This window comes from Streptomyces sp. NPDC005485 (assembly GCF_040606085.1).
In the GTDB taxonomy this organism is placed as follows: Bacteria; Actinomycetota; Actinomycetes; order Streptomycetales; family Streptomycetaceae; genus Streptomyces.
In genome coordinates this window covers 74,565-101,459 of sequence record NZ_JBEXDZ010000008.1, presented here as the reverse complement: position 1 = coordinate 101,459, position 26,895 = coordinate 74,565, and the positions used below count along the sequence as shown (strand labels likewise).

At 69.9% G+C, this 26,895-nt stretch carries 26 protein-coding genes; 12 read left to right on the top strand and 14 right to left on the bottom strand.

What is annotated here, in order from left to right; all coding sequences use genetic code 11:
• Positions 1–120: 120 nt before the first annotated feature.
• From ABZS97_RS05355 to ABZS97_RS05345, 3 genes are all read right to left on the bottom strand, one after another.
• The gene (locus ABZS97_RS05355; RefSeq protein ID WP_356133771.1) at positions 121–1,377 is read right to left on the bottom strand and encodes a DUF2637 domain-containing protein; all 1,257 of its coding nucleotides are present in this window, start codon (positions 1,375–1,377) and stop codon (positions 121–123) included.
• A 176-nt stretch (positions 1,378–1,553) separates the two neighbouring features.
• Positions 1,554–2,444, bottom strand: a complete 891-nt coding sequence (locus ABZS97_RS05350; protein WP_356133769.1) for a DUF3558 family protein — start codon at positions 2,442–2,444, stop codon at positions 1,554–1,556.
• 157 nt (positions 2,445–2,601) lie between these two features.
• Positions 2,602–3,429: a DUF3558 domain-containing protein gene (locus tag ABZS97_RS05345; protein ID WP_356133767.1), complete on the bottom strand. Its 828-nt coding sequence runs from the start codon at positions 3,427–3,429 to the stop codon at positions 2,602–2,604.
• Between the two features lie 204 nt (positions 3,430–3,633).
• On the opposite strand from ABZS97_RS05345, the gene ABZS97_RS05340 reads away from it, so the two are divergent.
• Positions 3,634–4,827: an RtcB family protein gene (locus tag ABZS97_RS05340; protein ID WP_356133765.1), complete on the top strand. Its 1,194-nt coding sequence runs from the start codon at positions 3,634–3,636 to the stop codon at positions 4,825–4,827.
• Between the two features lie 35 nt (positions 4,828–4,862).
• On the opposite strand, the gene ABZS97_RS05335 is transcribed toward ABZS97_RS05340, so the two are convergent.
• The 3 genes from ABZS97_RS05335 to ABZS97_RS05325 all read right to left on the bottom strand — a co-directional run bounded on the left by ABZS97_RS05335 (position 4,863) and on the right by ABZS97_RS05325 (position 8,639).
• A complete protein-coding gene (locus ABZS97_RS05335; protein WP_356133763.1) occupies positions 4,863–5,747 on the bottom strand; it encodes a hypothetical protein in 885 nt (294 codons plus the stop codon).
• A 143-nt stretch (positions 5,748–5,890) separates the two neighbouring features.
• Positions 5,891–7,165 (bottom strand): tyrosine-protein phosphatase, encoded by a 1,275-nt coding sequence (locus ABZS97_RS05330; RefSeq protein WP_356133761.1) that lies wholly within the window; start codon positions 7,163–7,165, stop codon positions 5,891–5,893.
• A 19-nt stretch (positions 7,166–7,184) separates the two neighbouring features.
• On the bottom strand, positions 7,185–8,639 hold the full coding sequence (locus ABZS97_RS05325; RefSeq protein ID WP_356133759.1) for a WD40 repeat domain-containing protein: 1,455 nt from the start codon (positions 8,637–8,639) through the stop codon (positions 7,185–7,187).
• Positions 8,640–8,861: 222 nt separating this feature from the next.
• On the opposite strand from ABZS97_RS05325, the gene ABZS97_RS05320 reads away from it, so the two are divergent.
• Entirely contained in the window at positions 8,862–9,086 is a 225-nt protein-coding gene (locus tag ABZS97_RS05320) for a hypothetical protein (RefSeq protein WP_356133757.1), read from the top strand.
• A 20-nt stretch (positions 9,087–9,106) separates the two neighbouring features.
• On the opposite strand, the gene ABZS97_RS05315 is transcribed toward ABZS97_RS05320, so the two are convergent.
• From ABZS97_RS05315 to ABZS97_RS05305, 3 genes are all read right to left on the bottom strand, one after another.
• Positions 9,107–9,277: a hypothetical protein gene (locus tag ABZS97_RS05315; RefSeq protein ID WP_356133755.1), complete on the bottom strand. Its 171-nt coding sequence runs from the start codon at positions 9,275–9,277 to the stop codon at positions 9,107–9,109.
• A complete protein-coding gene (locus ABZS97_RS05310; protein WP_356133753.1) occupies positions 9,277–10,056 on the bottom strand; it encodes an SDR family NAD(P)-dependent oxidoreductase in 780 nt (259 codons plus the stop codon). Before ABZS97_RS05310 ends, ABZS97_RS05315 begins: the two co-directional genes overlap by 1 nt.
• A 169-nt stretch (positions 10,057–10,225) precedes the next feature.
• On the bottom strand, positions 10,226–10,564 hold the full coding sequence (locus tag ABZS97_RS05305; protein ID WP_356133751.1) for a YnfA family protein: 339 nt from the start codon (positions 10,562–10,564) through the stop codon (positions 10,226–10,228).
• 120 nt (positions 10,565–10,684) lie between these two features.
• Here ABZS97_RS05305 and ABZS97_RS05300 point away from each other — a divergent pair, with 120 nt between their 5' ends.
• Both ABZS97_RS05300 and ABZS97_RS05295 read left to right on the top strand, forming a co-directional pair.
• A complete protein-coding gene (locus ABZS97_RS05300; RefSeq protein WP_356133749.1) occupies positions 10,685–11,161 on the top strand; it encodes a hypothetical protein in 477 nt (158 codons plus the stop codon).
• A gap of 119 nt (positions 11,162–11,280) precedes the next feature.
• Positions 11,281–11,793: a MarR family transcriptional regulator gene (locus ABZS97_RS05295; RefSeq protein ID WP_356133747.1), complete on the top strand. Its 513-nt coding sequence runs from the start codon at positions 11,281–11,283 to the stop codon at positions 11,791–11,793.
• On the opposite strand, the gene ABZS97_RS05290 is transcribed toward ABZS97_RS05295, so the two are convergent.
• Complete coding sequence (locus tag ABZS97_RS05290; protein WP_356133745.1) at positions 11,766–12,173, bottom strand: helix-turn-helix domain-containing protein; 408 nt, start codon at positions 12,171–12,173, stop codon at positions 11,766–11,768. The two genes, ABZS97_RS05295 and ABZS97_RS05290, sit on opposite strands and share 28 nt — an antisense overlap.
• Positions 12,174–12,338: 165 nt before the next feature.
• Here ABZS97_RS05290 and ABZS97_RS05285 point away from each other — a divergent pair, with 165 nt between their 5' ends.
• Positions 12,339–13,229: an NADP-dependent oxidoreductase gene (locus ABZS97_RS05285; RefSeq protein ID WP_356133743.1), complete on the top strand. Its 891-nt coding sequence runs from the start codon at positions 12,339–12,341 to the stop codon at positions 13,227–13,229.
• Positions 13,230–13,267: 38 nt separating this feature from the next.
• Here ABZS97_RS05285 and ABZS97_RS05280 read toward each other — a convergent pair whose 3' ends face one another.
• Together ABZS97_RS05280 and ABZS97_RS05275 are read right to left on the bottom strand one after the other, a co-directional pair.
• Positions 13,268–14,698, bottom strand: a complete 1,431-nt coding sequence (locus tag ABZS97_RS05280) for an MFS transporter (protein WP_356133741.1) — start codon at positions 14,696–14,698, stop codon at positions 13,268–13,270.
• A 92-nt stretch (positions 14,699–14,790) separates the two neighbouring features.
• Positions 14,791–15,609, bottom strand: coding sequence for an AraC family transcriptional regulator (locus ABZS97_RS05275; RefSeq protein ID WP_356133739.1), 819 nt, complete (start codon positions 15,607–15,609; stop codon positions 14,791–14,793).
• Between the two features lie 132 nt (positions 15,610–15,741).
• On the opposite strand from ABZS97_RS05275, the gene ABZS97_RS05270 reads away from it, so the two are divergent.
• The 4 genes from ABZS97_RS05270 to ABZS97_RS05255 all read left to right on the top strand — a co-directional run bounded on the left by ABZS97_RS05270 (position 15,742) and on the right by ABZS97_RS05255 (position 19,814).
• Positions 15,742–16,830 (top strand): LLM class flavin-dependent oxidoreductase, encoded by a 1,089-nt coding sequence (locus tag ABZS97_RS05270; protein WP_356133737.1) that lies wholly within the window; start codon positions 15,742–15,744, stop codon positions 16,828–16,830.
• Positions 16,827–17,495 carry a CE1759 family FMN reductase gene (locus ABZS97_RS05265; protein WP_356133735.1) on the top strand — a complete coding sequence of 223 codons (669 nt, stop codon included), beginning with the start codon at positions 16,827–16,829 and terminating at the stop codon, positions 17,493–17,495. The genes ABZS97_RS05270 and ABZS97_RS05265 overlap by 4 nt, the downstream gene beginning before the upstream one ends.
• Before the next feature lie 168 nt (positions 17,496–17,663).
• Positions 17,664–18,365: a response regulator transcription factor gene (locus ABZS97_RS05260; protein WP_356133785.1), complete on the top strand. Its 702-nt coding sequence runs from the start codon at positions 17,664–17,666 to the stop codon at positions 18,363–18,365.
• Entirely contained in the window at positions 18,366–19,814 is a 1,449-nt protein-coding gene (locus ABZS97_RS05255; RefSeq protein WP_356133733.1) for a HAMP domain-containing sensor histidine kinase, read from the top strand.
• A 13-nt stretch (positions 19,815–19,827) separates the two neighbouring features.
• Here ABZS97_RS05255 and ABZS97_RS05250 read toward each other — a convergent pair whose 3' ends face one another.
• Together ABZS97_RS05250 and ABZS97_RS05245 are read right to left on the bottom strand one after the other, a co-directional pair.
• Positions 19,828–21,804 carry an amino acid transporter gene (locus ABZS97_RS05250; RefSeq protein WP_356133783.1) on the bottom strand — a complete coding sequence of 659 codons (1,977 nt, stop codon included), beginning with the start codon at positions 21,802–21,804 and terminating at the stop codon, positions 19,828–19,830.
• A 206-nt stretch (positions 21,805–22,010) separates the two neighbouring features.
• A complete protein-coding gene (locus tag ABZS97_RS05245) occupies positions 22,011–22,685 on the bottom strand; it encodes a hypothetical protein (RefSeq protein ID WP_356133731.1) in 675 nt (224 codons plus the stop codon).
• A 313-nt stretch (positions 22,686–22,998) separates the two neighbouring features.
• Between ABZS97_RS05245 and kdpF the strand changes: the two genes are divergently transcribed.
• Genes kdpF through kdpB form a run of 3 tightly spaced genes read left to right on the top strand, consistent with a single transcriptional unit; the run spans position 22,999 to position 26,886 of the window.
• Positions 22,999–23,088: a K(+)-transporting ATPase subunit F gene (gene kdpF, locus ABZS97_RS05240; protein ID WP_073491767.1), complete on the top strand. Its 90-nt coding sequence runs from the start codon at positions 22,999–23,001 to the stop codon at positions 23,086–23,088.
• A 7-nt stretch (positions 23,089–23,095) separates the two neighbouring features.
• Positions 23,096–24,760, top strand: coding sequence for a potassium-transporting ATPase subunit KdpA (kdpA, locus tag ABZS97_RS05235; RefSeq protein WP_356133728.1), 1,665 nt, complete (start codon positions 23,096–23,098; stop codon positions 24,758–24,760).
• Entirely contained in the window at positions 24,757–26,886 is a 2,130-nt protein-coding gene (kdpB, locus tag ABZS97_RS05230) for a potassium-transporting ATPase subunit KdpB (protein ID WP_356133726.1), read from the top strand. The genes kdpA and kdpB overlap by 4 nt, the downstream gene beginning before the upstream one ends.
• The last annotated feature ends 9 nt before the right edge of the window (positions 26,887–26,895 follow it).

Sequence of the window (26,895 nt, the reverse complement as noted above, 5' to 3'; positions counted from 1 at the left end):
AGCCACCGGGCGGGCGCCCCGCCCGGGTGGTGTATGCGGCGGGCCGCGTCGCCCCCGCCACACCCGTTCGGGCGCCCCGGTGGAACCCCGGGCGCCCCCTTCCGTCGTCAGCCGGGCCGACTACGCGATGTGGTCCTCTTCCAGCTCCGCGTTGTGACGGCTGGAGAAGCGATTCACCATCCGCTTCGCATCCTCCGCGGGAAGGCTGGTGCCGAACTCCGCCTCGACATTGCCGATGAGCTCACGCGGCGTCGGATAGCTGCCGTTTATCGACTGCTTGAAGACCTGGTAGTAGGCCTCCTCGTCCGGCTCCGGAGCCGCCGGGGCCCCACCGCCCTCACCCAGCTGCCGGGTGCGCTCACCGGCGCCCGTCGGGATCGGAAACGTGCCCGTCTCCTCCGCGGACGGCTCACCCGCAGGGGCCTGGTGCTGCTCGTCGTACCACTGCCACGCCTCCTGCTCCGGCGAGTACGACGGGTCGTGCGGAGCCTCGAACGAAGGGTCGTAGCCGCCCTCGTAGACGACGTCCTGCCGGGGCGGCGGGAACCAGGGGTTCTCCTCCTGCGTGGGCTCCTCGGCGGTGCGCCCGTGCTCCGGATCCGGAGAGGCCAGCTGACGCTGCACCTGCGGCGCGGGGGCGGCCTGGAGCGGCACCGGCGCGGGAGTCGGCTCCGGCTCCGGTACGGGGACGGGAGCCGGAGGCAGCAGCGCGGGCTCGATGCCCGCCGCGGCCAGGCCCGAGGGCGCCGTCTGCGCCAGGGGGACGCCGTAGCGGGCCAGCCGCAGCGGCATCAGGGACTCCACCGGGGCCTTGCGGCGCCAGGCGCGGCCGAAACGGGAGTGCAGGCGGGCCTGGTAGACGAGACGGTCCTGCTCCAGCTTGATGACCTGCTCGTAGGAACGCAGCTCCCACAGCTTCATCCGGCGCCAGAGGAGAAACGTCGGGATCGGGGAGAGCAGCCAGCGCGTGAGCCGGACGCCCTCCATGTGTTTGTCGGCCGTGATGTCCGCTATGCGGCCGATCGCGTGCCGCGCCGCCTCGACCGAGACGACGAACAGCACCGGGATCACCGCGTGCATGCCCACGCCCAGCGGGTCCGGCCAGGCCGCCGCGCCGTTGAACGCGATCGTCGCCGCCGTCAGCAGCCACGCCGTCTGGCGCAGCAGCGGGAACGGGATCCGGATCCACGTCAGGAGCAGATCGAGCGCGAGCAGGACGCAGATACCCGCGTCGATGCCGATCGGGAAGACGTACGAGAAGTTCCCGAAACCCTTCTTCAGGGCCAGCGCGCGGACGGCCGCGTACGACCCCGCGAAGCCGATACCGGCGATCACGACCGCACCGGAGACGACCACGCCGATGAGTATCCGGTGCATCCGTGTCAGCTGAAGTGGCCCGGCCACCTGTACTCCCCTCCCCTTACATGCTGTTGCGCGCAACAGAGTGGCACATGTGTGCGGCGCACGGGCGGGCGGTACGGCGAGAGCCCGGCCACCACGGCGGCCGGGCTCCTGCAAAAGGCTTGGCTGAGCTGCGAGTTGGGGCGCAGACGTCAGCTCTTCTTCGTCGCGGACTTCGACGGGGACGCCGACTTCGAAGCCGACTTCGACGGGGACGCCGACTTGGACGCCGACTTCGACGGAGCGGCGCTCTTGGAGGGCGAGGCGCTCGCCTGGCCGCCACTGCCACCGCCGTCACCGTTCGCGGCGGCCACCGCGGCGACCGCCTCCTTGGCGGCCTTCTCCGCGGCCTTCGCCAGGTCGTCCGCGCTCGGCGCCTTGTCACCGGCGAGACCGGCACCGTTGTAGTCCAGCGTCACGACGACGTTCTCGACGCGGGCCACGACCGTCTGCTGTTTGAAGGTGCCTTCCTTCTTCTTCAGGTCGTAGCGCACCGCCGTCGCCTCGTCGCCCGTCCCGGCCACCGGCTGCGACCTGGTGCCCTTCGCACCGGTCACCGCCTGGGCGTCCTTGACCTGCTTCTCGTAGTACGTCTGCGCGAGCTTGTCGCCCTCACCGCGCGAGGCGTCCGAGTCGAAGCGCAGCAGCGACACGTTCAGCCAGCGGAACTGGGAACCCTTCACGCCCTTGTTGTCGAGGCTGTTCCAGGAGCAGCTGCTGCGATCGTCCGTATCACCCGACTTGCCCTCCTTGGCGGACTTGACCCCCTTCGGGACCAGTTCGCCCAGAGTCTTCTTCGACAGCACCGCACACGGCTCGGGCAGCTTCGCGTACGCCGCCGCCTTCACGGCGTTCGCCGAACCGCTCGCGGACGACGACGCACCGGAACTCGCGGACGCCTTGCCCTGGTCGCCGGAGTCGGACCCTGAACCGGAGTCCGAGGAGCAGCCGGCGACGAGGAGCAGCGCCGGGACGGCGGCCGCGCCGACAAGGAGGCGGTTGAATCGCTGTACTCGCTGGGCACGCTGTGCGGGTCGGTACATGGTTCCTTCACTCATGGCACTCAGGGCGCTCGGGGGTCGCTCACATGTGGATCATGCGAGACGGTCGGGTCCGAGGGGCCACGGTACGCGGTGAGAGAGGAGTGCGGTCCTGAATCGGAGGGTTCGCGGGAGACCGCCGACCACCCCGCCCGGCCCCTCAGCCGTTGAACGTCTCCGCGAGCTTCTGCGCCAGATTCTCCGCCCTGTCCTGCAGTTCCTTGCTGTCCGGAGCCTCGGCGGAAGCGGTCGGCTGCTCGTCGTACTCGATCGTCACGATCACGTTGGACGTGCGGAACACCACAGTCACCGTGCGCTGCTGAGCCGTCGAACCCGACGCACTGAGCTTGTCGTTCAGGAACGCCTCGTCGCCCAGACCGTCGAGGGTGCGGGGCTGGAGGGCGGCAGGCGTCTCACTCGCGCTCGCGGTGCCGGAGGGGGCGGCCGCGTCGGCACTCTCGCCGTCCGCGGATGCGGATCCCGAAGGGGAGCCCGTGGAGTCGGTCGAGTCGCTTGAGCCGGTGGAGCCCGCGGCGGGCTCGGGAAGGTCCGCCGCCGTCTCCTTGGTCGCGTAGACCTCCTCGGCCTTGCTGTCGTCGCTGACCGCGTTGTCGTACGACACCACGCGCTCGAAGTCCACCAGGAGGTGATCGGTCGCGGAGGTGGACTCCACCTTCCAGCGGCAGCCCACCCGCCGGTCCGTGTCGTACGTGGGCGTGGCCTCGCCCTCGTACTCCTTCTCGCGCTGCTCCTCGTCGGCGATCTGCCCGATGCCGGGCAGCAGCGTGTCGAGCGTGTCGTGGCTCACCGCGCCGCAGGGCTCCGGAAGCGTGCGGTACTTGCCCGGCTGCGCCGCGGGCGCCGTCGTGGTGGAACCGCCCGCCTTCGAGTCGTCCGGTTGCTCCCCGCTCCCCGAACCGCCGGTGCAGCCGGCCAGCACCACCGCGAGGAGCGCGGCGACGCCGGATACATACGCCTTCCGCTGCACGGTCAGGCTCCTCTCGACGGGGTCGGGGCGTCGCTTCGACAACGAAGCCCGCTGGTTATTCGCTTGCCGCACGGGGGCGGCCCCTGGAGACAATGTGTATCGCACGCACGGCCGTGGACGCCGGTCCGTTGTCCCAAACGTCGATCTTGGCGCCGGTTTTGCGATTTAAGACTTCTGTTGTTTTTTCGGGGGAATGAGGACGCAATGTCATACGTAGAGGTGCCGGGCGCGAAGGTCCCCATCCGCATGTGGGCCGACCCCGCGTCGGTCGAGGACGTGGCCCTGCGCCAGCTCCAGAACGTCGCCACCCTGCCCTGGATCAAGGGCCTCGCCGTGATGCCGGACGTGCATTACGGGAAGGGCGCCACGGTCGGCTCCGTCATCGCCATGCAGGGCGCGGTGTGCCCGGCGGCGGTGGGGGTCGACATCGGGTGCGGGATGTCCGCCGTCAAGACATCGCTGACTGCGAATGACCTGCCGGGGGATCTGTCGCGACTTCGGTCGAAGATTGAGCAGGCGATTCCTGTGGGGCGGGGGATGCACGAATCCCCGGTCGAGCCGGGGCGGTTCCATGGGATGGCTACGGCGGGGTGGGATGGGTTTTGGGGGCGGTTCGACGGGGTTGCTGAGGCGGTGAAGTTCCGTGAGGAGCGGGCCACCAAGCAGATGGGAACGCTCGGAGGAGGCAACCACATGATCGAACTGTGTCTGGATCAGACAAATTCGGTCTGGCTGATGCTGCACTCCGGTTCCCGGAACATCGGTAAGGAGCTGGCCGAACACCACATCGGCGTTGCTCAGAAGCTCCCGCACAACCAGGGCCTGGTTGATCGCGACCTTGCGGTGTTCGTCTCGGACACTCCGCAAATGGCGGCGTACCGAAACGATCTCTACTGGGCGCAGGAGTACGCCAAGTACAACCGCTCGATCATGATGGCGCTTCTGAAGGACGTGATCCGCAGGGAGTTCAAGAAGGCGAAGCCCGCCTTCGAGTCCGAGGTGTCGTGCCACCACAATTATGTTTCGGAGGAGCGGTACGAAGGGATGGACCTGCTGGTCACGCGCAAGGGTGCAATCAGTGCTAGGGCCGGAGAGTTCGGCATCATCCCAGGCTCGATGGGCACCAGCTCGTACATCGTGAAGGGTCTCGGCAATGAGAAGGCTTTCAACTCGGCTTCGCACGGGGCTGGTCGGCGTATGAGCCGTAATGCCGCGAAGCGTCATTTCTCGGTGCGGGATCTGGAGGAGCAGACGCGGGGTGTGGAGTGCCGCAAGGACTCCGGCGTGCTCGACGAGATTCCGGGTGCCTACAAGAACATCGACCAGGTGATGGAGCAGCAGCGCGATCTCGTTGAGGTCGTGGCGAAGTTGAAGCAGTTCATCTGTGTGAAGGGTTGACGGGCGAGATCCCCGGCGGGGGCCGGGGATCTCGCTCAGCTTGTCATCGATCGGTCGGCATCGGGACCTGCCCGGTCCGCAGGCGCCAGAGCCGGATGTAGCAGCTCTTCTCGGTTCGGCCGAGTTCTTTCCTTGGCTGACGCCGTGTCGTTGTTCAACCTCAGCAGTACGCGGTCCTCCCAGCCGTTCCAGCGGCGGCGGTCGGGAGCGACCCTCATGTCTGCCGGGCGGATCCAAGCGCCCAGGGAGTCGGCCGACGTCTGCTTACGCTTTAGAGACAGGCAGTCCTTGTAGTAGAGGTGGGCTGCCAACTCCTGGGCGTTCTCCTTCGTGTAGAGGATGTTGTAGATGCCGTCGCGGGCGTTGCGCTTCAGGGTGCGCTCGGCTCCAGTGATCTTCCCGGCGTAGAAGCACAGGTAGGCGCCGATGGCTGTGCTCTGCGTGGTGAGAGAAATGAACGGGTAACCCTGGCCCGTGTAGCCCACCGAGCCGTCGGCGTCGATGACGCCGCGGAGGTAGTCGCGGGGTGCGAACTGCCCGCGTGGCGGGGCAATCTCTTTGGACTTGCGGCCGTAGGGCAAGCCGAGGCCGTTGAGCAGGGTCCTGGCTTCAAGAGAGCAGAGGGTCCAGATTGCCGAATGGGCGGTCTCGACAAAGTTCGTGGACCGGGTGCGCTCTCTGATGCTGCTGTTGTACGGCGTCAGCTTCTGGAACTCGCGGAAGAGCTCGATGTCCCGCGCGTGGATCTCGACAGTCAGACGCCCTCGCTGCCTCGACTGCTGAGCAAGGTGTCCGTCGGCCTGCAAGAAGCCGAACATGTAGGCGTAGTTGGGGTCTTTCAGGTCCATGAACCCCGTCGTGTCGACGCCGAGGGCATCGTCCAGCGTGAATTGGTGCGCGCTAGGCTCGCGTTCAGCCACAGGGAAGTCTGCCTTCCTTGATGGTCAGGCCCTCGGTCGGGACGGCTATCCCGGCCGAGGGCCGTCGTTTTGATGTTGTGGCGCGAGCCTAGATCGCGAGTTCGGGTGGGGTATGGGTGATCTATCCGGTTCACCCGTGTGGGTTACTTGAGCCGCTTCTCCAGGAGCGTCACCGCGTACGGGCTGCCCTGACGGCCGTCCTTCATGGGCTGTTCACCTACGACCTTGTAGCCCGCGCCCTCGTAGTACGCGCGCAGGTGCGGGTTGGTGGAGATGCAGTCCAGGCGGGAGAGGGTGCGGTCGGAGGCGGTGATGCGGTGTTCCGCTTCGGTGAGCATGCGGCGGCCCGTGCCCGGCGGGGCTGTGGTGTGGTCGGTCATCAGGCGGTGGATGTAGGCGGCTGTGGGGGGTTGGGTGCCCCAGGCGGCCGGGTCGCTCCACCAGAGTTCCCAGGCGCCGACGACGGTCGTGCCCAGGTGGGTCAGCCAGACCTCGCCCTCCTGGATGCGGGTGCGGAAGTGGGTCTCGTCCAGCTGGCCCGGCGTCCACTGGGCGATGTCGGGGGCGGTCCGCTGCTGCCAGCGGGCCGCTTCGTCGCGGAGGCGGACCAGGGTGGCGAGGTCGTTCTCGTCGGCCTTGCGGAACGTCAACTCGGGCTCAGGGGACGGCTGTTCGAGGAGGTTCGCGCGAAGGGTCCGGGGCAGTGAGTCGTCCAGGCCCAGGGTCTCCGTGACATACCTCTGGACCGAGCCGTAGCGGGTTCGCAGGTCCGCGAGGAACAGGGCCATGACCTCGGCGGGGGCCCTGCCGTAGCCGGGCCAGGTCGGTTCACTGCCCGGGTGGGCCGTCTGCCAGTCGGCGACCAGGCGGGCCGTGGCCAGCTCCGTGAGGGTGAAGTCCTCGATGATCGTCTGCTCGGGGACACCGAGGAGCGAAAGGACCAGCGCGGCCAGCAGGCCCGTGCGGTCCTTGCCGGAGGCGCAGTGGAAGACCAGGGGGGCCTCCGACTCGCCCGCTTCGGCTATCAGCTTCAGCGCCTCGCGGATCTCCTTCGTGCCGTCCTCCGCCACCTCCGCGAAGCGGGCCGCCAGGTAGGGGCCGGGGTCCACGTCCGGGGTCAACGCCGCCTGGTCGTACGGGCGGTGCTCGATGCTGAGGTTGCGGTACGTGAAGGACGGGTGCTCGGGGACGCGGCCCTTCGCCTCGATCTCCCAGGGGTAGCGGAGGTCGATGACGGTGCGGATGCCGAGGCCGAGGAAGGCGTCCCAGTCCGCGGTGCCCTCGGCCAGCTTGCCGAGGCCGTCCGAGCGGAACAGGCGGCCCCAGCGGACCGCCCGGCCGTCGTCGGTGGTGTATCCGCCCAGGTCGCGGAAGTTGTGCAGCCGATCGAAGGGTATGTGTCTGTTCGCTCTGGTCACACGGAGGGAGCGTACGGGTTCAGATCACGTCGATCGCGACGGTGAAGCCCTCAGGCTGCGAGACCGAGAGGGCCGGAGGGTTGGCGATCAGGAGGTGTACCGATCCGTCATTGCCGCCCGTGGCGAGCAGTTGGCCGTCCGGTGAGAAGGCGATCGTCGTGGCGGGGTTGTCGTTGGTCAGTGGGAGGCTGAGGGCCCGTTGTGTGTTCTTGTCCCACAGCTGCACGGTGCCCTCGCCGGTGCTGGTCGCGAACAAGCGTCCGGGCGGCGAGAAGGCCAGTGCCTGGAAATGGGCGGTCACGTCGATGAATCGCTCGCGGACGAGATCCCAGCTCGTGGTGTCCCAGATCCGCAGGGCGTGGTCGTCGACCGCGGTGACGAGCAGTCGGCCGTCCGGAGAGAACGCCAACGCCTGCAGGGAGGTACGACCGGCCCGTATGGTCACCTCGACCTCCACGGCGGAGAGGCGGCGCAGTTGCACGGCCCCGTCCGGCGCTCCGATGGCCAGGAACTCGCTGTTGGGCGAGAACGCCATCGTGCAGGTGCGTGGAGTCGTCACCGCCGCGTTCCAGGTGTCGGTGTACCACACCGTCCCCGTCTCCGCGCTGTCACTGGAGGCGAGCAGGCTTCCGTCGGGAGAGAAGACGAGGGTGGTCACGGTGTGCTGGTGGGCGGTCAGGGGTCCGCCGAGCCGCTGTCGGGTCTCCGTGTCCCACAGCCAGATCGCCCCGTCCGCACCGGTGGTGGCGATCAGCCTGCCGTTGGGCGAGAACGCCAGGGTCGAGACGGAGCCTTGATGGCCGGTGAGTGGCGGGCCTACCTGCCGGCGCGTCACCGGGTCCCACAGCGACACGTCGTGGCAGGCCACTGCCAGCAGGCTTCCGTCGGGGCTGAAGGCCACCGTACGAATTTCCTCGGCGTAGACCGCGAGCGAGGGCAGGGAGATCCTCTCCCCGCGCTCCAGGGCACTCAGCAGCATGGCGGCGGCCAGCCCGGTCGCTTGTGTTTGTGCGCTCTCCGCCCCGGGATCGGGCCTCTCGCTGAACGAGGCCGACCCAAAGAGCGGGCTGTAGACCTCGGCCGGGTCCGGGGAAGGCGCCTCGGAGGCCGACGCGTCGCGCTGGTGCTCGATGCGGAGGTGTTCGAGACGCTGCCAGCGTATGCGCCAGTCGCTCAGCCGTGGGTCGTCCCTGGTGATCGCCTGCTTGCGGCCGTCGTGGTCGTAGGAGAGGAGGGTGCGGACGAGTGCCATCACGAAGTCCTGGCGCGGGAGCCGTTTGGCGTTGAAGGCCTCGCTGACCGCCGTGGCCGACAGCCGGCGCTCCGCGACCGCGCGGTTGGCGATCTGACGGAGAGTGGGGCTGCCCTGGTCGATGCGGAGCTTGCGCAGATCCGCGGCGAAGTGCCTCAACTGCTGCGGGAAGTCCTCGTCGTCCGACGCCGTGCCACTTCTGTACGCGTCCGCCTGAGTCATGCGCGTCCCCCCGACGCCGTGCGTGGAGGATCCAGGGTAGGGGGGAATGCGCGGAGGGCGCCGAACTTTCCCGAACAGCACCGTACTTGCCGAACAGCGCCGTACGAGGCCTGTGTACGGCCGAATCATGCGTGCGTACGGCGTGGTTCCGCGCTGATCCGTCTGCGGCGAGCTTGTTCGCTAACCGTGATCTGCGGGGCCCGGTCGCGGTGAGCTGGTGCCATGAGCGAGAACCAGAACCCGACTTCACGCCCTTCCGGCCCGGACGCGCCCGCTTCGCCGTCCGGCCCGCCTGCCCTGCGCGATCGCGTGCTGGACCTGATCGCGCTGCTGGCGCTGCTGGCTCTGGCCGCGTTCCTCTTCGTCCTTGCCGGTCCCGAAGCATTCGCCGCCGTCACCACCAGTGGCGTCGCGCTGTTCGCCACCTGGCGTGCGCGTCGCGAGTGACCGCCGCTCAGCGGGTCCGATCACTTCGCGTGCATCACCGCGTAGATCATCACGAACGCCACGATGTGGATGCCGAAGAGGAAGTACGCGAGGTAGTACCAGACGATGCGTTCGTTCTTCTTCTCCTGGGCCAGGCGGCGCTTCTCGTGGGCGAGGTCGCCCGGCGTCGCCTCGGTGGGCTCCTCGGACATCACAGCTCCCGGTGGACCTTCGTGTTCGACGCCTGGGCGCGGGGGCGCACGACTAGGAGGTCGATGTTGACGTGGCTGGGGCGGGTGACGGCCCAGGTGATGGTGTCGGCGACGTCGTCGGCGGAGAGGGGCTCGGCGACGCCCGCGTACACCTTCGCCGCCTTCTCGGTGTCGCCGCCGAAGCGGGTCAGCGCGAACTCGTCGGTCCTGACCATGCCGGGGGCGACCTCGATGACCCGCACCGGAGTGCCGACGATCTCCAGGCGCAGCGTCTCGGCGAGGACGTGCTCGGCGTGCTTGGCGGCCACGTAGCCACCGCCGCCCTCGTACGTGCCGTGGCCGGCGGTGGAGGACAGGACGACGACCGTGCCGTCGCCGCTCGCGGTGAGGGCGGGCAGCAGGGCCTGGGTGATGTTCAGGGTGCCGATGACGTTCGTCTCGTACATCTGGCGCCAGTCCGCCGGGTCGCCGGTCGCGATCGTGTCGGCGCCGAGCGCGCCGCCCGCGTTGTTCACCAGGACGCCGATGGTCTTGAAGGCGGAGGCGAACTCGTCGACGGCCGTGCGGTCCGTGACGTCGAGGGTGTATGCCGCCGCCTGGTGGCCCGCCGCGTTGATCTCCTCCGCGAGGGCCTCGATGCGGTCCTTGCGGCGCGCGGTCAGCACGACGCGGTATCCGGCCGCGGCGAGCTGCCGGGCCGTCGCCGCGCCGATTCCGCTGCTCGCGCCGGTGACGACGGCGATGCGGGAGGGGCCTGCGGGCACGGCGGGGGCGGTCATGAGCTGCTCCTCGGGCATATGTGCGGGTATCGCGGGTGTACGGCGCGCGGGACACGGCGTACGGGGATCCCGGCCAGGATAGGCGGGCCGCGCAGGTCGGCGTCGAACGGTCCGGGGTGGGGGCGAGGGGGCGGAAGGTCGGCCGGAGGGTGGCCCGGGGCTTCGGCGGTCAGTTGCCGCCGCGAGGCGCGTACATGATCACGGCCATGCCCGCGAGGCAGATCAGCGCGCCCGTCACGTCCCAGCGGTCGGGGCGGTAGCCGTCCGCGACCATGCCCCAGGCGATCGAGCCGGCGACGAAGACCCCGCCGTACGCGGCGAGGATGCGGCCGAACTCGCCGTCCGGCTGGAGCGTGGCGACGAAGCCGTACACGCCCAGTGCCATGACGCCGGCGCCGATCCAGAGCCAGCCGCGGTGTTCGCGTACGCCCTGCCAGACCAGCCAGGCGCCGCCGATCTCGAAGAGCGCGGCGACGACGAAGAGCGCGGCGGAGCGGGCGATGAGCATGCGGTCACTGTGGCATGCGGGGCGGGCGGGTTCGTCCGTCACCTGATGGACGGCGCCTGGCAGCGGCCGGAGGTGGGATAGATCAGATGAACCGGCGATCTATGTGAAGGAAACGACGTCATGCGGATTCTGAGTGTGCGCGGAGTTCTCGGCGCGGTGGGTGCGGGCGTGGTGCTGGCGGTGGGGGCCGTCTCGCCCGCCGCGGCCCTGGATCCCGAGGCCGATCTCGCCTATCACGGGGCTGTCTCCATGGACGCCGGGCAGGTCGATCTCCGGCTGACGCCGCAGAACCACGGCCCGAGCGCCGTGGCCGACGCGACGGTGCGGCTGCGCTGGTCGCGGCCGCTCGCGGTCCGGCAGGAGTTGCCGCAGGGGTGCGCGCGGTCGGGGGTGCGGACGGTGGTGTGCCGGACGGGGGCGCTGGCGGCGGACGGGCTGGGGGAGGAGATCAGGCTGCGGGTACGGCTGCGGGAGGTGCCCTCGGAGGTGACGCTGCGGATCGACACGCTGTGGAGCGGCGGTGCGGTGGACCGCAACCACGTGAACGACCGGCAGCAGGTCCTGGCGCTGGACACCGGGGACTCGTACGTGTTCTAGGGCCGCGTCCGTGATGTGGTGCCGCGCCGGTGGGCTTCGTACGTCTGCGTCGTACGCTTTCTGCACGGCGCAGAGAAACAGGGCACCGAAGACGAAGGCGAAGACGAGAGGGCGTGGGCATGGCCGCGACAGCGCGTGAGGGGCTTCTGGGCGAGCTGGCCACGGTGTCGCGTCGCTACATGGCGTCGTATGCCTTGTTCAACCAGGCCCTCGCCGACCATCTGAGGCTGCATCCGACGGATCTGCAGTGCCTGAACCTGCTGGGGCTGGAGGAAGGGCCGGTGACGACCGGCCGGATCGCGGAGCTGACCGGGCTGACGACGGGGTCGGCGACGCGCCTTGTGGACCGGCTGGAGAAGGCGGGGTACGTCGTCCGGGAGCGGGACGCCGTCGACCGGCGCCGGGTGCTGGTGGCGACCGTGCCGGAGAAGGTCGCCGAGTTCGGGCGGATGTGGGACCGGCTGGGCGGTGGCTGGTTCGCGCTCTTCGACGAGGTGGACGACACCGAACTCGCCCTGATCATCGGCCATATGCGCCGCACGGTCGACTTCAGCGCGGCGCAGGTCGCCCGGTTGCGGGGCGGGGAACTCGACGAACCCGGGGTTCAGGCGGCGGCCGAGTCGGAGTCGTAGCGCTCCCGGGCTTCGTTGACCTGCTCGATGTGGCCCTCGGCCCAGTCCTTCACGGCGCTGAGCAGGCAGGTCAGGCTGGTGCCGAGCGAGGTGAGTTCGTAGTCGACGCGGACGGGCACGGACGGGGTGACGGTGCGGGAGACGAGGCCGTCGCGTTCGAGTGAACGCAGGGTCTGCGTCAGCATCTTGGGGCTGACGCCGGCGATCTTGCGGCCGAGGTCGCTGTAGCGCATCGGCCCGTCGGCGAGGGCGCTGACGACGAGGCTGACCCACTTGTCGCTGATGCGGTCGAGGAGCTGGTTGGTGGGGCAGCCCTTGATGAACGCGTCGTACTCGATGCGTGCCTGCTCGCGCCGCTGGGCCGCTGTCGTCGTCGCCATGGTGCACCTCTCGGTATCGGTTCGCCCGGGAAGGGGTCCCGGCTCACTTCTGGGTGACCTACGCACCTTCAGGTGCCTACTTACCAAGAGATAGTAGCTCTTCCTAAGGTTGTCGCAGCAGGGAGGGAAACCTGCACAAACCACCTTGTAATGGGGAGAGTTGACATGCGTGCTGTGACAGTGGAGTCCTTCGGCGGGCCCGAGGCAGTGCAGATCACCGAGGTCGCGGTGCCGGAGCCGGCCGCCCGGCAGGTCAGGATCAAGGTGGCCGCCGCCGCGCTCAACCCGGTGGACGCGGGTGTGCGCTCGGGCGTCTTCGGGGGCGCGGGCAAGCGGCTCGGACTGGGCTGGGACGTGGCCGGGACAGTCGACGCGGTGGGCGTGGCGACCGGGTGGAGCGTCGGTGACGAGGTGGTGGCGCTGGTGTACGGCACCGCCAAGTCCCTTGGCACACACGCCGATTACGTGGTCGTGGACACGGACGCGGTGGCCAAGGCGCCCGCCTCGGCCGACGCGGTGCACGCGGCCACCCTGCCCCTGAACGCCCTCACCGCCTCCCAGGCCCTGGACCTGCTGGCGCTGGAGCCGGGCCGGCACCTGCTGGTGACCGGCGCGGCGGGCGCGGTCGGCGGCTACGCGGTCCAACTCGCCGCCCACCGGGGGATATCCGTGACCGCTCTGGCCCGCGAGGACGACGAGGAGCTCGTACGGTCGCTGGGCGCGGCCCACGTCGTGTCGGGCGCCGTCGAGCCGGGCAGCGTGGACGCGGTGCTCGACGCGGCGATCCTCGGCGAGGCGGCGCTGGAGTGGGTGCGCGACGGCGGCGCTTTCTCCGGTGTCATCCCGGGAGCGCAGCCGGCGTCCGTGCGGGGTGTGCGCACGGACGCCGTGGAGGTGAGCCCCGACGGGGCGCGCCTGGCGGAGCTGGCGGCGCTGGTCGACGAGGGGGTGCTGACGCTGCGGGTGGCCGAGACGTACGCGCTGGACGAGGTGGCCAAGGCGCACGCCCGGCTGGCGGAGGGCGGCCTGCGCGGGCGTCTGGTGCTCGTGCCCTGAGTGCCCTGAGTGCCATGTGCGCTGTGCAGCCCGGGCGCTCAGTGGTGCTGGTCCTGTGCCTTGCGGGGCAGAAGCCGTACGAGGGGGAGGCACAGGAGGGTGACGGCGGCGACGACGGTGAGGCTCATGATCGTGGCGTGGGCCTCGCCGCCGCCCGCCTCGGGCGTGTGCAGTGTCTTGAAGTAGACGGTGGTGACGGCGGCGGCGCCGATCGCGTTGGCGAGTTGTTGCACCGCGCCGAGCGAGCCGCCCGCGCTGCCCGCCTCGCTGGGGTCGATGTCGCCGATCGCGACGTCGTAGACCGTGCCGAAGCAGGTGCCCATGCCGAGTCCGACGATGAGCAGCGGCGGCACGAGGGCCCACGTGCCGGTGTCCGTGCCGGAGTGGGCGACGAGGGCGAGCAGGTAGCCGGTGCCGGTGAGGGTGATCAGGAGCCCGGCGAGGACGAGCCGGCGGCCGAGCCTGCCGATCAGCTGGTGGCAGGCGATGGACGCGACGACGATGCCGACGGACAGCGGGACCAGGCCGAGCGCGGCGCCCGCGGGGGAACGGCCGAGGCCTTGCTGCTGGAAGAGCGAGACGACGTAGAGGAGTCCGGCGACGGCGGCGAAGAAGACGACGCCGAGGGCGAGTCCTGAGGTGAAGCCGCGGTTGCGCAGCAGGGAGGGCTGGATCAGCGGGTTCGCGGCGGTGCGCTGGCGGTGCCAGAAGGCGGCGAAGGAGGCGAGCCCGGCGGCGATGAGCAGGAACGGGGCCGTGGTCCAGCCGTTGGTCGAGCCCTCGATGAGGCCGGAGAGCAGGCCGAGCATGGCGGCGCCGAGGAGGGCGGAGCCGGGGCCGTCGACGGAGACCGTGCGGTCGCCGGTGTCGCGGGGCAGGAGCCGGGCGGCGGCGAGGAGGGCCGCGCCGCCGAGGACCAGGTTGATGAGGAACATCGACCGCCAGCCGAGTCCGGCGATGTCGGTGTCGATGAGGAACCCGGCGAGGATCGGTCCGCCGACGGCGGAGAGCCCCATCACGGGCCCGAAGAGGCTGAAGGCCTTGCCCATCTGGTCGCGCGGCCAGGTGGCGCCGAGGATGCCGAAGCCCTGCGGGATGACGAGCGCGCCGAAGGCGCCCTGGAGCAGGCGGGCGACGACGAGGGACTCGGGGTTCACGGCGAGGCCGCACGCGACCGAGGCCGCGGTGAAGCCGCCGAGTCCGGCGAGGAAGAGGCGGCGGCGCCCGTACCTGTCGCCGAGCCGCCCGCCGAGGACGAGCAGTACGCCGAGGGCGAGGGCGTAGGCGGCGCCGAGCCATTGGATGAGGCCGGTGCCGCCGCCGAGGTCGCCCGCGATGGTGGGGGCGGCGATGTTGGTGATCGTGGAGTCGAGGAGGTCGAGGACGTCGGCGGCGAGGACCACGCCGAGGATCGCCCAGCGGCGCCGGGCGGACTCCGTTTCCTTTGTGTCGTGCAGTATCTGTGTCACGCAGATAAATGTGCAGCAGTATGGGCCGGAGGTCAAGCTGTTATTCGAAGTGGGTTGTCGCGCCTCGCGCTCGTCCTCGAACGCCGGACGGGCTAGACCGCCGCGCCGCTCGCGTACGCCGTCGGCGGGACCCCCACCGTCGCAGTGAAGTCCCGTACCAGGTGGGCCTGGTCGGCGTAGCCGAGGTCGGCGGCCAGGGTGGACCAGTCGACGTCGCGGCGGGTGCCGGCGAGTTCCAGGGCCTCGTGGATGCGGTAGCGCAGGATGACCCACTTCGGGCTGACGCCCACGTACGCCGCGAAGAGGCGTTGCACCGCCCGCACCGAGAGGCCCTCCGTGTCGGCGAAGTCGGCGACGCGGCGCACGGTGCGGTCGGCGCGGATGCGGTCGACGAGGCCCATGGCGAGGTCGGCCTGTGGGTCGGGGGCCGGGGCGAGGGAGAGCAGGAACGCGTCGAGCGCGGCCACCCGGTCCTTGTCGTCGGCGGGGCTGACGACCGAGTGGGCCATGTCTTCGGGGGTCGGCGCGAACACGTCCTGGACGGGCAGCACGCGGCCCGTCCACCGGGACACCGGTACCCCGGGCACGTACGGCCGGAAGCCGCCCGGCCAGAACTTCGCCCCGCACACCCGGCCCCGCCCGGTCAGCTTCCTGGTGAACAGGCCGAGGGCGACGCCGGTGACCTCGCCGTGGGGCGCCCCCTCGTCCTCGTCCCACTGGAAGCTGACGTTGACGGAGGGGTGCGGAACGATGTGGGAGGCGTACGGCTCGGGCAGGTCCCAGTCGATGAACCAGTACGTCTCGACGTGTCGGCGCAGCGGTTCGGCGGGCTCGTGGCGGCGGAACCGTACGCGGGTCAGCAGCGCGGACGGGTCGACGATCCCGCGGGTGTCGCGACGGGGTGCGGCCATGACCGGATCGTACGTCCGGGGTGGGATCGGACGTCCGGGCGCTCGCCCGGTGGAAGCGGGAATAGGCGGCGCGGACCCTCGGTTCTGTGGGTATAGTTGAACAATCAACAACCTTGCGGAAGGTGAGCAGCCATGCAGTTCGGGATCTTCACCGTCGGTGACGTCACGCCCGACCCGACGACCGGGCGTACGCCGAGCGAGGGTGAGCGCATCAAGGCGATGCTCACCATCGCGCAGAAGGCCGAGGAGGTCGGACTCGACGTGTTCGCGACCGGCGAGCACCACAACCCGCCGTTCGTCCCGTCGTCGCCGACCACGATGCTCGGCTACATCGCCGCCCGCACCGAGAAGCTGATCCTCTCCACCTCCACCACCCTCATCACCACCAACGACCCGGTGAAGATCGCCGAGGACTTCGCGATGCTCCAGCACGTCGCGGACGGGCGGGTCGACGTGATGATGGGGCGCGGCAACACCGGGCCGGTCTACCCCTGGTTCGGCAAGGACATCCGCGACGGCATCCATCTCGCCGTCGAGAACTACGCGCTCCTGCGCCGCCTGTGGGACGAGGACGTGGTGACCTGGGAGGGCAAGTTCCGCACGCCGCTGCAGTCCTTCACCTCGACGCCGCGTCCGCTGGACGGGGTCGCGCCGTTCGTGTGGAACGGGTCGATCCGCTCGCCCGAGATCGCCGAACAGGCCGCGTACTACGGCGACGGCTTCTTCCACAACAACATCTTCTGGCCGGCCGACCACACGAAGCAGATGGTCGAGCTGTACCGGCAGCGCTACGCCCACTACGGGCACGGCACCCCGGAGCAGGCGATCGTCGGGCTCGGCGGGCAGGTGTTCATGCGCAAGAACTCGCAGGACGCCGTACGGGAGTTCCGGCCGTACTTCGACAACGCGCCGGTGTACGGGCACGGGCCGTCGCTGGAGGAGTTCACCGAGCAGACCCCGCTGACCGTGGGCTCCCCGCAGGAAGTGATCGAGAAGACGCTGTCCTTCCGGGAGTACGCCGGTGACTACCAGCGCCAGCTGTTCCTGCTGGACCACGCCGGGCTCCCGCTGAAGACCGTGCTGGAGCAGCTCGACCTGCTCGGCGAGGAGGTCGTGCCGGTCCTGCGCGAGGAGTTCGCCAAGGGGCGGCCGGCGAATGTGCCGGACGCGCCGACCCACGCGGCCCGTGTGGCCGCCGCCCAGGAAGTGACCGTCGCATGAAGCTCGTCGTCGTCTCGGCGGGGCTGAGCGTCCCGTCGTCGACCCGGCTGCTGGCCGACCGGCTGACCGCGGCGACCGTCCGGCACGCCGGTCCGGATGCCGACGTCGACGTCCAGGTCGTCGAACTGCGCGACCTGGCCACCGACATCGCGAACCACATGGTCACCGGGTTCCCGGCGGCCCGGCTGGCCGCCGCGCTCGACGCCGTCGCCGCGGCGGACGGCCTGATCGCGGTCACCCCGGTGTTCTCGGGGTCCTACAGCGGGCTCTTCAAGTCCTTCTTCGACGTGATCGACAAGGACTCCCTCACCGGGAAGCCGGTGCTCGTCGGCGCGACCGGCGGCACCGCGCGGCACTCGCTCGTCACCGAGCACGCGCTTCGGCCGCTCTTCTCCTACCTGCGGGCCCTGGTCCTGCCGACCGCCGTGTACGCGGCCTCGGAGGACTGGGGGGACGAGGGTCTTGAGGGGCGGATCGAGCGGGCCGGGGCGGAGCTGGCGCGGTTCATGGGCGCCGGTGCGGAGGCCTCGGTCTCGGCCGCGGTGCCTGACACCGACACCACCGCCGCCATCGCGCCCCGCTCCCTCAAGGGCGCGATCACCTCGGTGGACGCGTTCCAGGTCGTACCGTTCGAGCAGCAGCTCGCGGCGTTGCGGCAGGTGTAGAGGCTGATTCTTAGCCCGTCCGGCGTTTGAGGACGAGGCCGTTCAGGCCGACAGCGGGGGTCTGGGGGCGCAGCCCCCAGTGAGAGGCCGGTAAGAAGCGTGCCGGGAGCCTGGGCATCGGGTGGTGGCGGGCCGCGGTCTTGGCAGACTGGTGACGTGCCCCAGAATCTGCTGCTCGCCGAGGACGACCGCGCCATCCGGCACGCGCTGGAACGCGCGCTGACGCTGGAGGGCTACGAGGTGACCGCGGTCGCCGACGGCGTGGAGGCGCTGGCCCAGGCCCACCGCACCCCGCCCGACGTGCTCGTCCTCGACGTGATGATGCCCGGCATCGACGGCCTCCAGGTCTGCCGGGTGCTGCGCGCCGAGGGCGACCGTACGCCGATCCTGATGCTCACCGCGCTCGTGGAGACGGCCGACCGGATCGCGGGCCTGGACGCGGGCGCCGACGACTACGTGGTGAAACCGTTCGACGTCGAGGAGGTCTTCGCGCGGCTGCGCGCCCTCCTGCGGCGCACCTCCCCGGAGAGCGGCGCCCCCGCCGACGTACAGGCGGTGAAGGCGCCGCCCGGACAGGTGTCCGTCGCCGGGCTGCGGATGGATGTGCAGGCGCGCCGGGCCTGGCGCGGGACTCGCGAACTGGAGCTGACGCGCACCGAGTTCGAGCTGCTCGAACTGCTCGTGCGCAACGCGGGCATCGTCCTCGACCACGCCACGATCTACGACCGTATCTGGGGCTACGACTTCGGCCCGGGCTCGAAGAACCTGGCCGTCTACGTGGGCTACCTGCGGCGCAAGCTCGACGAGCCGGGCGCCGCTGCGCTGATCCACACGGTGCGGGGTGTGGGGTATGTCCTGAGGGAGGACTGAGTGCCCCCGCAGCTGCGGGTACCGCCCTCCCTGCGCCGGCTGTCCTCGCTGCGTACGACGTTCACCGTGTCGTTCGCCGCCGTGGCCGCCGCCGTCACCGTTCTCGTCGGCTTCCTGAGCTACCACGCCGCCGCCCGGCTCGTCCGGGTCGACCAGCAGACCGTCTTCGCCGAGGTGGTGCAGGACCTGCGCGACCAGGTGCGCGCAAGCGCGCTGGTGCCCGAGGACTTCGCGTCGGCCGACCCCGATCCGGACCACGACGGGCCGCGCGACGACCTCATCAGACCCAGCCGTACGAACGTGCAGGTCCTCGCGGCGAGCGGGGCGGTCGACGACCGCGGCAACCCCGCCCTGCCCGTCGGCGCGGACGACCGCGGGATCGCCGCCGCCCGCACCGCGGGCACGCTCGTGGAGCACAAGGAGGTCCAGGTCGGCGACGGCCGCTACCGGGTGGCGACGGTCGCGCTGGGCGGCGGCCGGGGCGCGGTGCAGGTGGCGCAGGAGTTCAGCGACACGGAGGACCTGCTCAACGAACTACAGCAGCGCACCGTGCTGCTGGAACTCGCCGTCGTGCTCGCCGCCGGGCTCTCCGGCTGGTGGCTGGCCCGCCGGATCACCCGCCGCCTGGTGCGGCTGGCCGGGGCCGCCGAGGACGTGGCGCGCACCGGGCGGCTCGGCATCCAGGTGCCGGTGACCGGATACGACGAGGTGGCGCGGCTGGGCCGGTCCTTCGACCGGATGCTGGGTCGGCTCGCCCAGTCGGAGGAGGACCAGCGGCGCCTGGTCCAGGACGCCGGACACGAACTCCGTACGCCGCTGACCTCGCTGCGTACGAACATCTCGATGCTGCGCCGGATCGGTGAACTGCCGCCCGCCGCCCGTGAGGAACTGGTCGCCGACCTGGCCCAGGAGTCCCGCGAGCTGACCGACCTCGTCAACGAGCTGGTCGCGCTGGCGGCCGGGCAGTCCGACACGGAACCCATGCGGCGTATCGACCTCGCCGAGGTCGCCGAGGACGTCGCGCTGCTCGCCCGCCGCCGCAGCGGCCGTGAGATCACCGTCCGCAGGAGCGGCTCCACGACGGTCGACGGGCGTCCCGCCGCGCTGCAGCGCGCGGTGTCGAACCTCGTGGAGAACGCGGTGAAGTTCGACCGCGGCGGCAAGGCGGCCGTCGAGATCGCCGTCACGGGCACCACCACTGCCGGTGGTGGCATCGGGAACGTCCGCGTCGAGGTGCTCGATCGCGGTCCCGGTATCGACGACGGTGACCTCATCAGGGTCTTCGACCGCTTCTACCGCGCCGCCGACGCCCGCAGCCTGCCCGGCTCGGGCCTCGGCCTGTCCATCGTCCGGGAGGTGGCGACGGCCCACGGCGGGGCGCCGTTCGCCTTCCGGCGGGACGGGGGCGGCGCGGTCATCGGCTTCACGGTGGGCGTCGGCAGCGACTGAAGGGTGCTCCCGCTCAGCCGACGTGCACCCGCGGCCGTCGCGTGCGGTCGGGCTCGGCCTCGCGCAGCACCTCGCGGGTGACGGGGGCGACCTCGCCCTGGCCGAAGAGGAAGAAGCGGAGGAAGTTGGTGAAGGGGTTGCCCTCGGTCCACTCGAAGTAGATGTGCGGGATGCAGCCGGTGGTGTCGCGGACGTGCAGGACGAGGGCGGCCAGCGCGTTGGGGATGGAGGAGGACTCCAGGGTCAGGATGCGGTAGCGGCCGTGCAGCACCTCGCCGCGTACCGTCAGGCCCGCCTCGAACTCGGAGGGGTCGAGGACGGTCACCTCGACGAAGACGAAGTCCTCCTGGACCGGGACGTCGTTGTCGGCGCGGATCTGCTCGATCTTGTCGCGGTACTCGGCCTTGTCACGGTTGTCGGGCTCGTTGGCGATGAACCGGATGCGGCGGCTGGCGATATCGCGGACGAAACGTTCCGCCATTGGGTCCAGCGACACGCTGGTCACGCGCAGCTCGAAGGCGCGGGCAAGCCGCGACAGCAGGGAGATGAGGATGATCCCGGCGATGAAGCAGGCGCCGATCTTCACGCCGTCGGGGCGCTCGATGACGTTGACGACGGTGACGTAGAGGAGGACCGCCGAGACGACCGCGAAGCCGATCGTCCAGCCCTTCTGCGCGGCCCGGCGGGCGGCGATGGTCACCGCGATCGCCGCGGAGGACATCAGGACGAGGACGCCGGTGGCGTAGGCGCCGCCCTGCGCGTCGACGTCGGCGTCGAAGATCCAGGTGACGAGGAAGGCGACGAGGGTGAAGACGATCACCATGGGGCGCACGGCGCGGGCCCAGTGCGGGGCCATGCCGTAGCGGGGCAGGTAGCGGGGCATCAGGTTGAGGAGCCCGGCCATGGCGGAGGCCCCGGCGAACCAGAGGATGGCGATCGTCGACACGTCGTAGACGGTGCCGAAGGCGCCGCCGAGGTAGTGGTGGGCCAGATAGGCCAGCGCGCGGCCGTTGGCCTGGCCGCCCGACTCGAACTCCTTCTCCGGGATGAGCAGGGTGGTGATGAAGCTGGTGGCGATCAGGAACACGCTCATGATCAGCGCGGCGGTCGTCAGCAGCTTCTTGGTGCCCCGGATACGGCCCTTCGGGTTCTCCTCGGTGTCGTCGGGGTCGCCCTCGACGTGCGGCATGACGGCCACGCCGGTCTCGAAGCCGGACAGGCCCAGCGCCAGCTTGGGGAAGACGAGGAGCGAGACGCCGATCATCGCGAAGATGTTGCCGTGGTCGGCGGTGAGGCCGGTGGTCCAGTCGGTGACCACATGGCCCTGGGTCATGACGTGCCACAGCCCCACCACCACGACCACGACGTTCAGGCCCAGGTAGATGCCGACCAGGACGACCGCGACGCCGATCGCCTCCAGGAAGCCCTTGAGGAACACCGCGCCCAGCAGGGCCACGAGGACGAGGGTGATCACCATCTGCTTGTCGTGCAGGGTGCTGGTCAGGTGCGGGTTCTCCACCAGGTGGGTGGAGGCGTCCGCCGCCGACAGGGTGATGGTGATCAGGAAGTCGGTGGCGGCGAAGCCGAGCAGGGTGAGGACGAACAGCTTGCCCTTCCAGAACGTCAGCAGCCGCTCCAGCATCGCGATCGAGCCCTCGCCGCGCGGGCTCTCCTCGGCCACCCGCCGGTACACGGGCAGCGCGCCCGCGAGGGTGACTATCACCAGCACGATGGTCGCCACCGGTGACAGCAGTCCGGCGGCCAGGGCGGCGATGCCGGGCTGGTAGCCGAGGGTGGAGAAGTAGTCGACGCCGGTCAGGCACATGACCCGCCACCAGCGCTGGCCCTTGTGCTCGGGCGGGGTGTGCCCGGGCCGGGCTTCGGGCTCGGTCTGCGCGGGCTGCTGCCGGCCGGCCTTGCCGATGTCCGCCAGGCCCTCCAGCATCCACGCGCGCAGGCGACTCGTGCGGGCGTGGTCGGTGGTGGCCATCGACGGGCTCTCCAGACGTACGGCTATACGAACGGTTTCGGCCATCGGGCGACGGCTGGACCAGCGTAAGCAGAGAGTTATCCGTGGGCCCACGGATGAGAGGCCGATCGCGTCAAGCTTCCGTTAAGACCGGCGAGGCGGGGGCCGGAAGTCCGGCGAGGCGGGGGCGGCGACAGGGTTCGGCCGCGGCGGCTCATCGGCCGGTGTCAGTAGCCGGGCTTCTCCCACTCGTCGACGGTGCCGTCGCCGTTGTCGTCGTACATGTAGTCGTAGCTGTCGCCGTACGTGTCGTCGTACCGCGTGCACGCGCCCTCCACCCGGAGCTCGGGCTTGCCGCTGTAGTAGCCGGGGTGGACGGTGACCTCGATGCCGTCGTCGAGGGTGGTGGTGATGCCGGGGAGTCCGTGACCGGGCTCGCCCGGGGCCGGGGCCGGCAGGTCCTTGACCTTGTGGCCCTGCTTCTTCCAGGTGGCCTTGAGTCCCTTCACCGCGGTGCGGTAGTCCCCGGTGCTCGCGAAACGCAGGTCCCAGGTGAAGATCGGCTGGTCGCGGGTGACGCCGTTGTCGTCGAAGCCGAAGTCGTCGACGCAGGACGAGCTGCCCTCCTTCTCGGCGTACGGCGCGCCCGTGGGGGTCGGCGTCAGCTGGTAGTACGCCTCCTCGCCGGTGCGCGTCGTGTCCCGTACGTAGACCCGGAACTCCTCGGTCGAGCGCACCCGGCCGCCTTCGATCGACTCACAGCCCTTGGCCGCCAGAGCGAACAGCACGACGAAGGCGAGAGCGACGGCCACGGCGACGATCTGACCCCGGCCGAAGACCCGCTCCGGCTTCTGCGGGGTGGGGGAGGGCGCGGGGGCCGGGGAGGGCGTCGTCGTCTGCATGGCCTTGATCAAAGCCGCCGTACGCCGTTGCGGGCACCGTCCTTGTACTCAGGGGACGTACTCAATCCTCGGGTGAGGGGTGGTGGGGTGGCCGCGTATGGGGTCCGTCAAGAGCGGGTGGGGCGCCGTATGAAGGCCGTCAACGAATCCGGTGACGGCCTGAAACGGCGGTTTGCTCTAACCGTCAGATCGATGGGCACATCATCGATTCGAACCTCATCTAGGAGCATGCGATGGCCGACCTGGCCTTCGTCGTCACCACGATCGCGGTGTTCGCGCTGGTGGCCCTCGTCGCCAAGGGGGTGACGAAGCTGTGAGCGCCGAAAACATCGTCGGGCTCGTCGTGGCCGTCGCCCTGTTGGGCTATCTCGTCCTCGCCCTGGTTTTCCCGGAGAGGTTCTGAGCACGACATGAGCCCCGTCCTCGCCGGCGTCCTCCAGCTGCTCGCGCTCATAGCGGCACTGGCGCTCGCCTACCGTCCCCTCGGCGACCACATGGCCAGGGTCTACTCCTCCGACAGGCACCTGCGCGTCGAGAGGTGGATCTACAAGGGCATCGGTGCCGACCCGAACACCCAGATGCGCTGGCCCGCCTATCTGCGCGGTGTCCTCGCCTTCTCCGCCGTGGGCGTCCTCTTCCTGTACGTCCTTCAGCGCGTCCAGGGGCAGCTGCCCGGCTCGCTCGGCTTCAGGTCCATCGACCCGGACCAGGCGTTCAACACCGCCGCGTCGTTCGTGACCAACACCAACTGGCAGTCGTACTACGGCGAGCAGGCCATGGGCCACGTCGTGCAGACCGCCGGCCTTGCCGTGCAGAACTTCGTCTCCGCCGCCGTCGGCATCGCGGTGGCGGTCGCCCTCGTACGCGGCTTCGCACGGTCCCGCACCGGTGAACTCGGCAACTTCTGGTCCGACTTGGTGCGTGGCGTCGTACGTATCCTGCTGCCCCTGTCCGTCGTCGCCGCGATCGTGCTCGTCGCGTGCGGCGCGATCCAGAACTTCTCCGGGATCCACTCGGTCGGCCAGTTCGTGGGCGGCTCGCAGCAGTGGAACGGCGGTGCGGTCGCCTCGACGGAGGCCATCAAGGAGGTCGGCACCAACGGCGGCGGGTACTTCAACGCCAACAGCGCCCACCCCTTCGAGAACCCGACCCCCTTCTCCAACCTCTTCGAGATCTTCCTGCTGCTGGTCATCCCGTTCGCGCTGACCCGCACCTTCGGCCGCATGGTCGGCTCGCTGAGGCAGGGCTACGCGATCCTCGCCACGATGGTGACCATCTGGGCCGGCTTCACGGCGCTGATGATGTGGACCGAATTCGCGCACCATGGACCGGCGTTCGAGCTCGCGGGCGGTGCGATGGAGGGCAAGGAGACCCGCTTCGGCGTCGGCGCCTCCTCCATCTTCGCGGTGTCCACCACTCTCACCTCGACCGGCGCGGTGGACTCCTTCCACTCCTCCTTCACCGGGCTCGGCGGAGGCATCACCATGCTGGGCATGCAGCTCGGCGAGATCGCGCCGGGCGGCACCGGCTCCGGCCTCTACGGCATGCTGATCATGGCGATCATCGCGGTGTTCATCGCCGGTCTGATGGTCGGCCGCACCCCCGAGTACCTGGGCAAGAAGATCGGCACCCGCGAGATCAAGTTCGCGGCCTGCTACATCCTCATCACCCCGGCGCTGGTACTTGTCTTCACCGCCGTGGCGATGGCCCTGCCCACCCCGGGCCACTCGATGACCAACAGCGGGGCGCACGGATTCTCCGAGATCCTGTACGCCTACACGTCCGGCGCCAACAACAACGGCTCGGCCTTCGCGGGTCTGAACGCCGACACGCAGTGGTTCAACACCACGATCGGGCTGGCGATGCTGCTGGGCCGCTTCCTGCCCATGGTGTTCGTCCTCGCGCTGGCGGGTTCGCTCGCCGAGCAGCAGCCGGTCCCGGCGACCGCCGGCACCCTGCGCACCGAAAAGCCGCTGTTCACCGGCCTGTTGGTGGGCGCGATCCTCATCATCACCGGTCTGACCTACTTCCCGGCGCTGGCGCTGGGTCCGCTGGCCGAGGGGCTGGCGTCATGACCACCGACGTAACGAAGACAGAGGACTCCATGTCCACGTCCACTCCCACCCTTGCGCCCCATCAGGATGCACCGACCGGGCACAAGCCCCCCGAGGGGCGCGTCGGCGCGGGTCTCTTCGACCCGAAGCAGCTGCTCAGGTCGCTGCCGGACGCCTTCCGCAAGTTCGACCCGCGGGTGATGGTCAAGTCCCCTGTGATGTTCGTGGTGTTGGTGGGGTCCGTCCTGACCACGGTCTTCTCCTTCAAGGACCCGGGGGACTGGTTCGGCTGGGCGATCAGCGCCTGGCTGTGGCTGACCGTGCTCTTCGCCAACCTGGCTGAGGCAGTCGCCGAGGGCCGCGGCAAGGCGCAGGCGGACACCTTGCGCAGGGCCAAGACCGACACGGTGGCCCGGCGGCTCAACGGCTCGGTGGAAGAACAGGTCCCCGGCACCGAGCTGACCATCGGCGACCTGGTCGTCTGCGAGGCGGGCGACATCATCCCCGGCGACGGTGACGTCGTCGAGGGGGTCGCCTCGGTGGACGAGTCGGCGATCACCGGCGAGTCGGCGCCCGTCATCCGTGAGTCCGGCGGCGACCGCAGCGCCGTCACCGGCGGCACGAAGGTCCTCTCCGACCGCGTCGTCGTCAAGATCACGACGAAGCCCGGAGAGACGTTCATCGACCGGATGATCAGCCTGGTCGAGGGCGCGTCCCGGCAGAAGACGCCCAACGAGATCGCGCTGAACATCCTGCTGGCGTCGCTGACCATCGTGTTCCTGCTCGCGGTGGCCACGCTGCCGCCCTTCGCGAACTACGCGGGCACACACCTCACGATGGTCGTGCTGGTGGCGCTGCTGGTCTGTCTGATCCCGACGACGATCGGCGCGCTGCTGTCCGCGATCGGTATCGCGGGCATGGACCGGCTGGTGCAGCGCAACGTACTGGCCATGTCCGGCAGGGCGGTCGAGGCCGCGGGCGATGTCTCGACCCTGCTGCTGGACAAGACCGGCACCATCACGCTCGGCAACCGCCAGGCATCCGAGTTCGTGCCGGTGCGCGGCACGGCCGAGGCCGAGGTCGCCGACGCCGCCCAGCTCTCCTCGCTGGCCGACGAGACACCCGAGGGCCGCTCCGTCGTCGTACTGGCGAAGGAGAAGTACGGGCTGCGGGAGCGGACCCAGGGCGAGTTGACCGGCGCCGAGTGGATCGCGTTCACCGCGCAGACCCGGATGTCGGGGGTGGACGTCGACGGACGCAAGATCCGCAAGGGCGCGGCCGGTTCGGTCGTCGCGTGGGTGAAGGAGCAGGGCGGGGCGGTCGCCGAGGACGCGGCCGAGCTGACCGACGCGATCTCCGAGGCGGGCGGCACGCCCTTGCTGGTGGCCGTCGAGGACGCCGACGGCGCACGGGTGTTGGGCGTCATCCACCTCAAGGACGTCGTCAAGGAGGGCATGCGCGAGCGGTTCGACGAGCTGCGCCGGATGGGCATCAAGACCGTCATGATCACGGGCGACAACCCGTTGACCGCCAAGGCGATCGCCGAGGAGGCGGGTGTCGACGACTTCCTCGCGGAGGCGACTCCCGAGGACAAGATGGCCCTGATCAGGCGCGAGCAGGCGGGCGGCAAGCTGGTCGCGATGACCGGCGACGGTACGAACGACGCGCCGGCGCTGGCGCAGGCGGATGTCGGCGTCGCGATGAACACGGGCACGTCGGCCGCCAAGGAGGCCGGCAACATGGTCGACCTCGACTCGAACCCGACCAAGCTCATCGAGATCGTCGAGATCGGCAAGCAACTCCTCATCACGCGCGGTGCGTTGACGACGTTCTCCATCGCCAACGACGTCGCGAAGTACTTCGCGATCATCCCGGCGCTGTTCGCGGCCGTCTATCCGGGCCTGGACAAGCTCAACGTCATGGGCCTGTCCTCACCGGACTCCGCGATCCTCTCGGCCGTCATCTTCAACGCGCTGATCATCATCGCGCTGGTGCCGCTCGCCCTGCGCGGCGTGCAGTACCGGCCGGTGAGCGCGGACAGGCTGCTGCGGCGCAACCTCGGGATCTACGGCCTGGGCGGGCTGATCGCGCCCTTCATCGGCATCAAGATCATCGACCTGCTCATCTCCCTGATCCCCGGGCTGTAATTCCTCGAA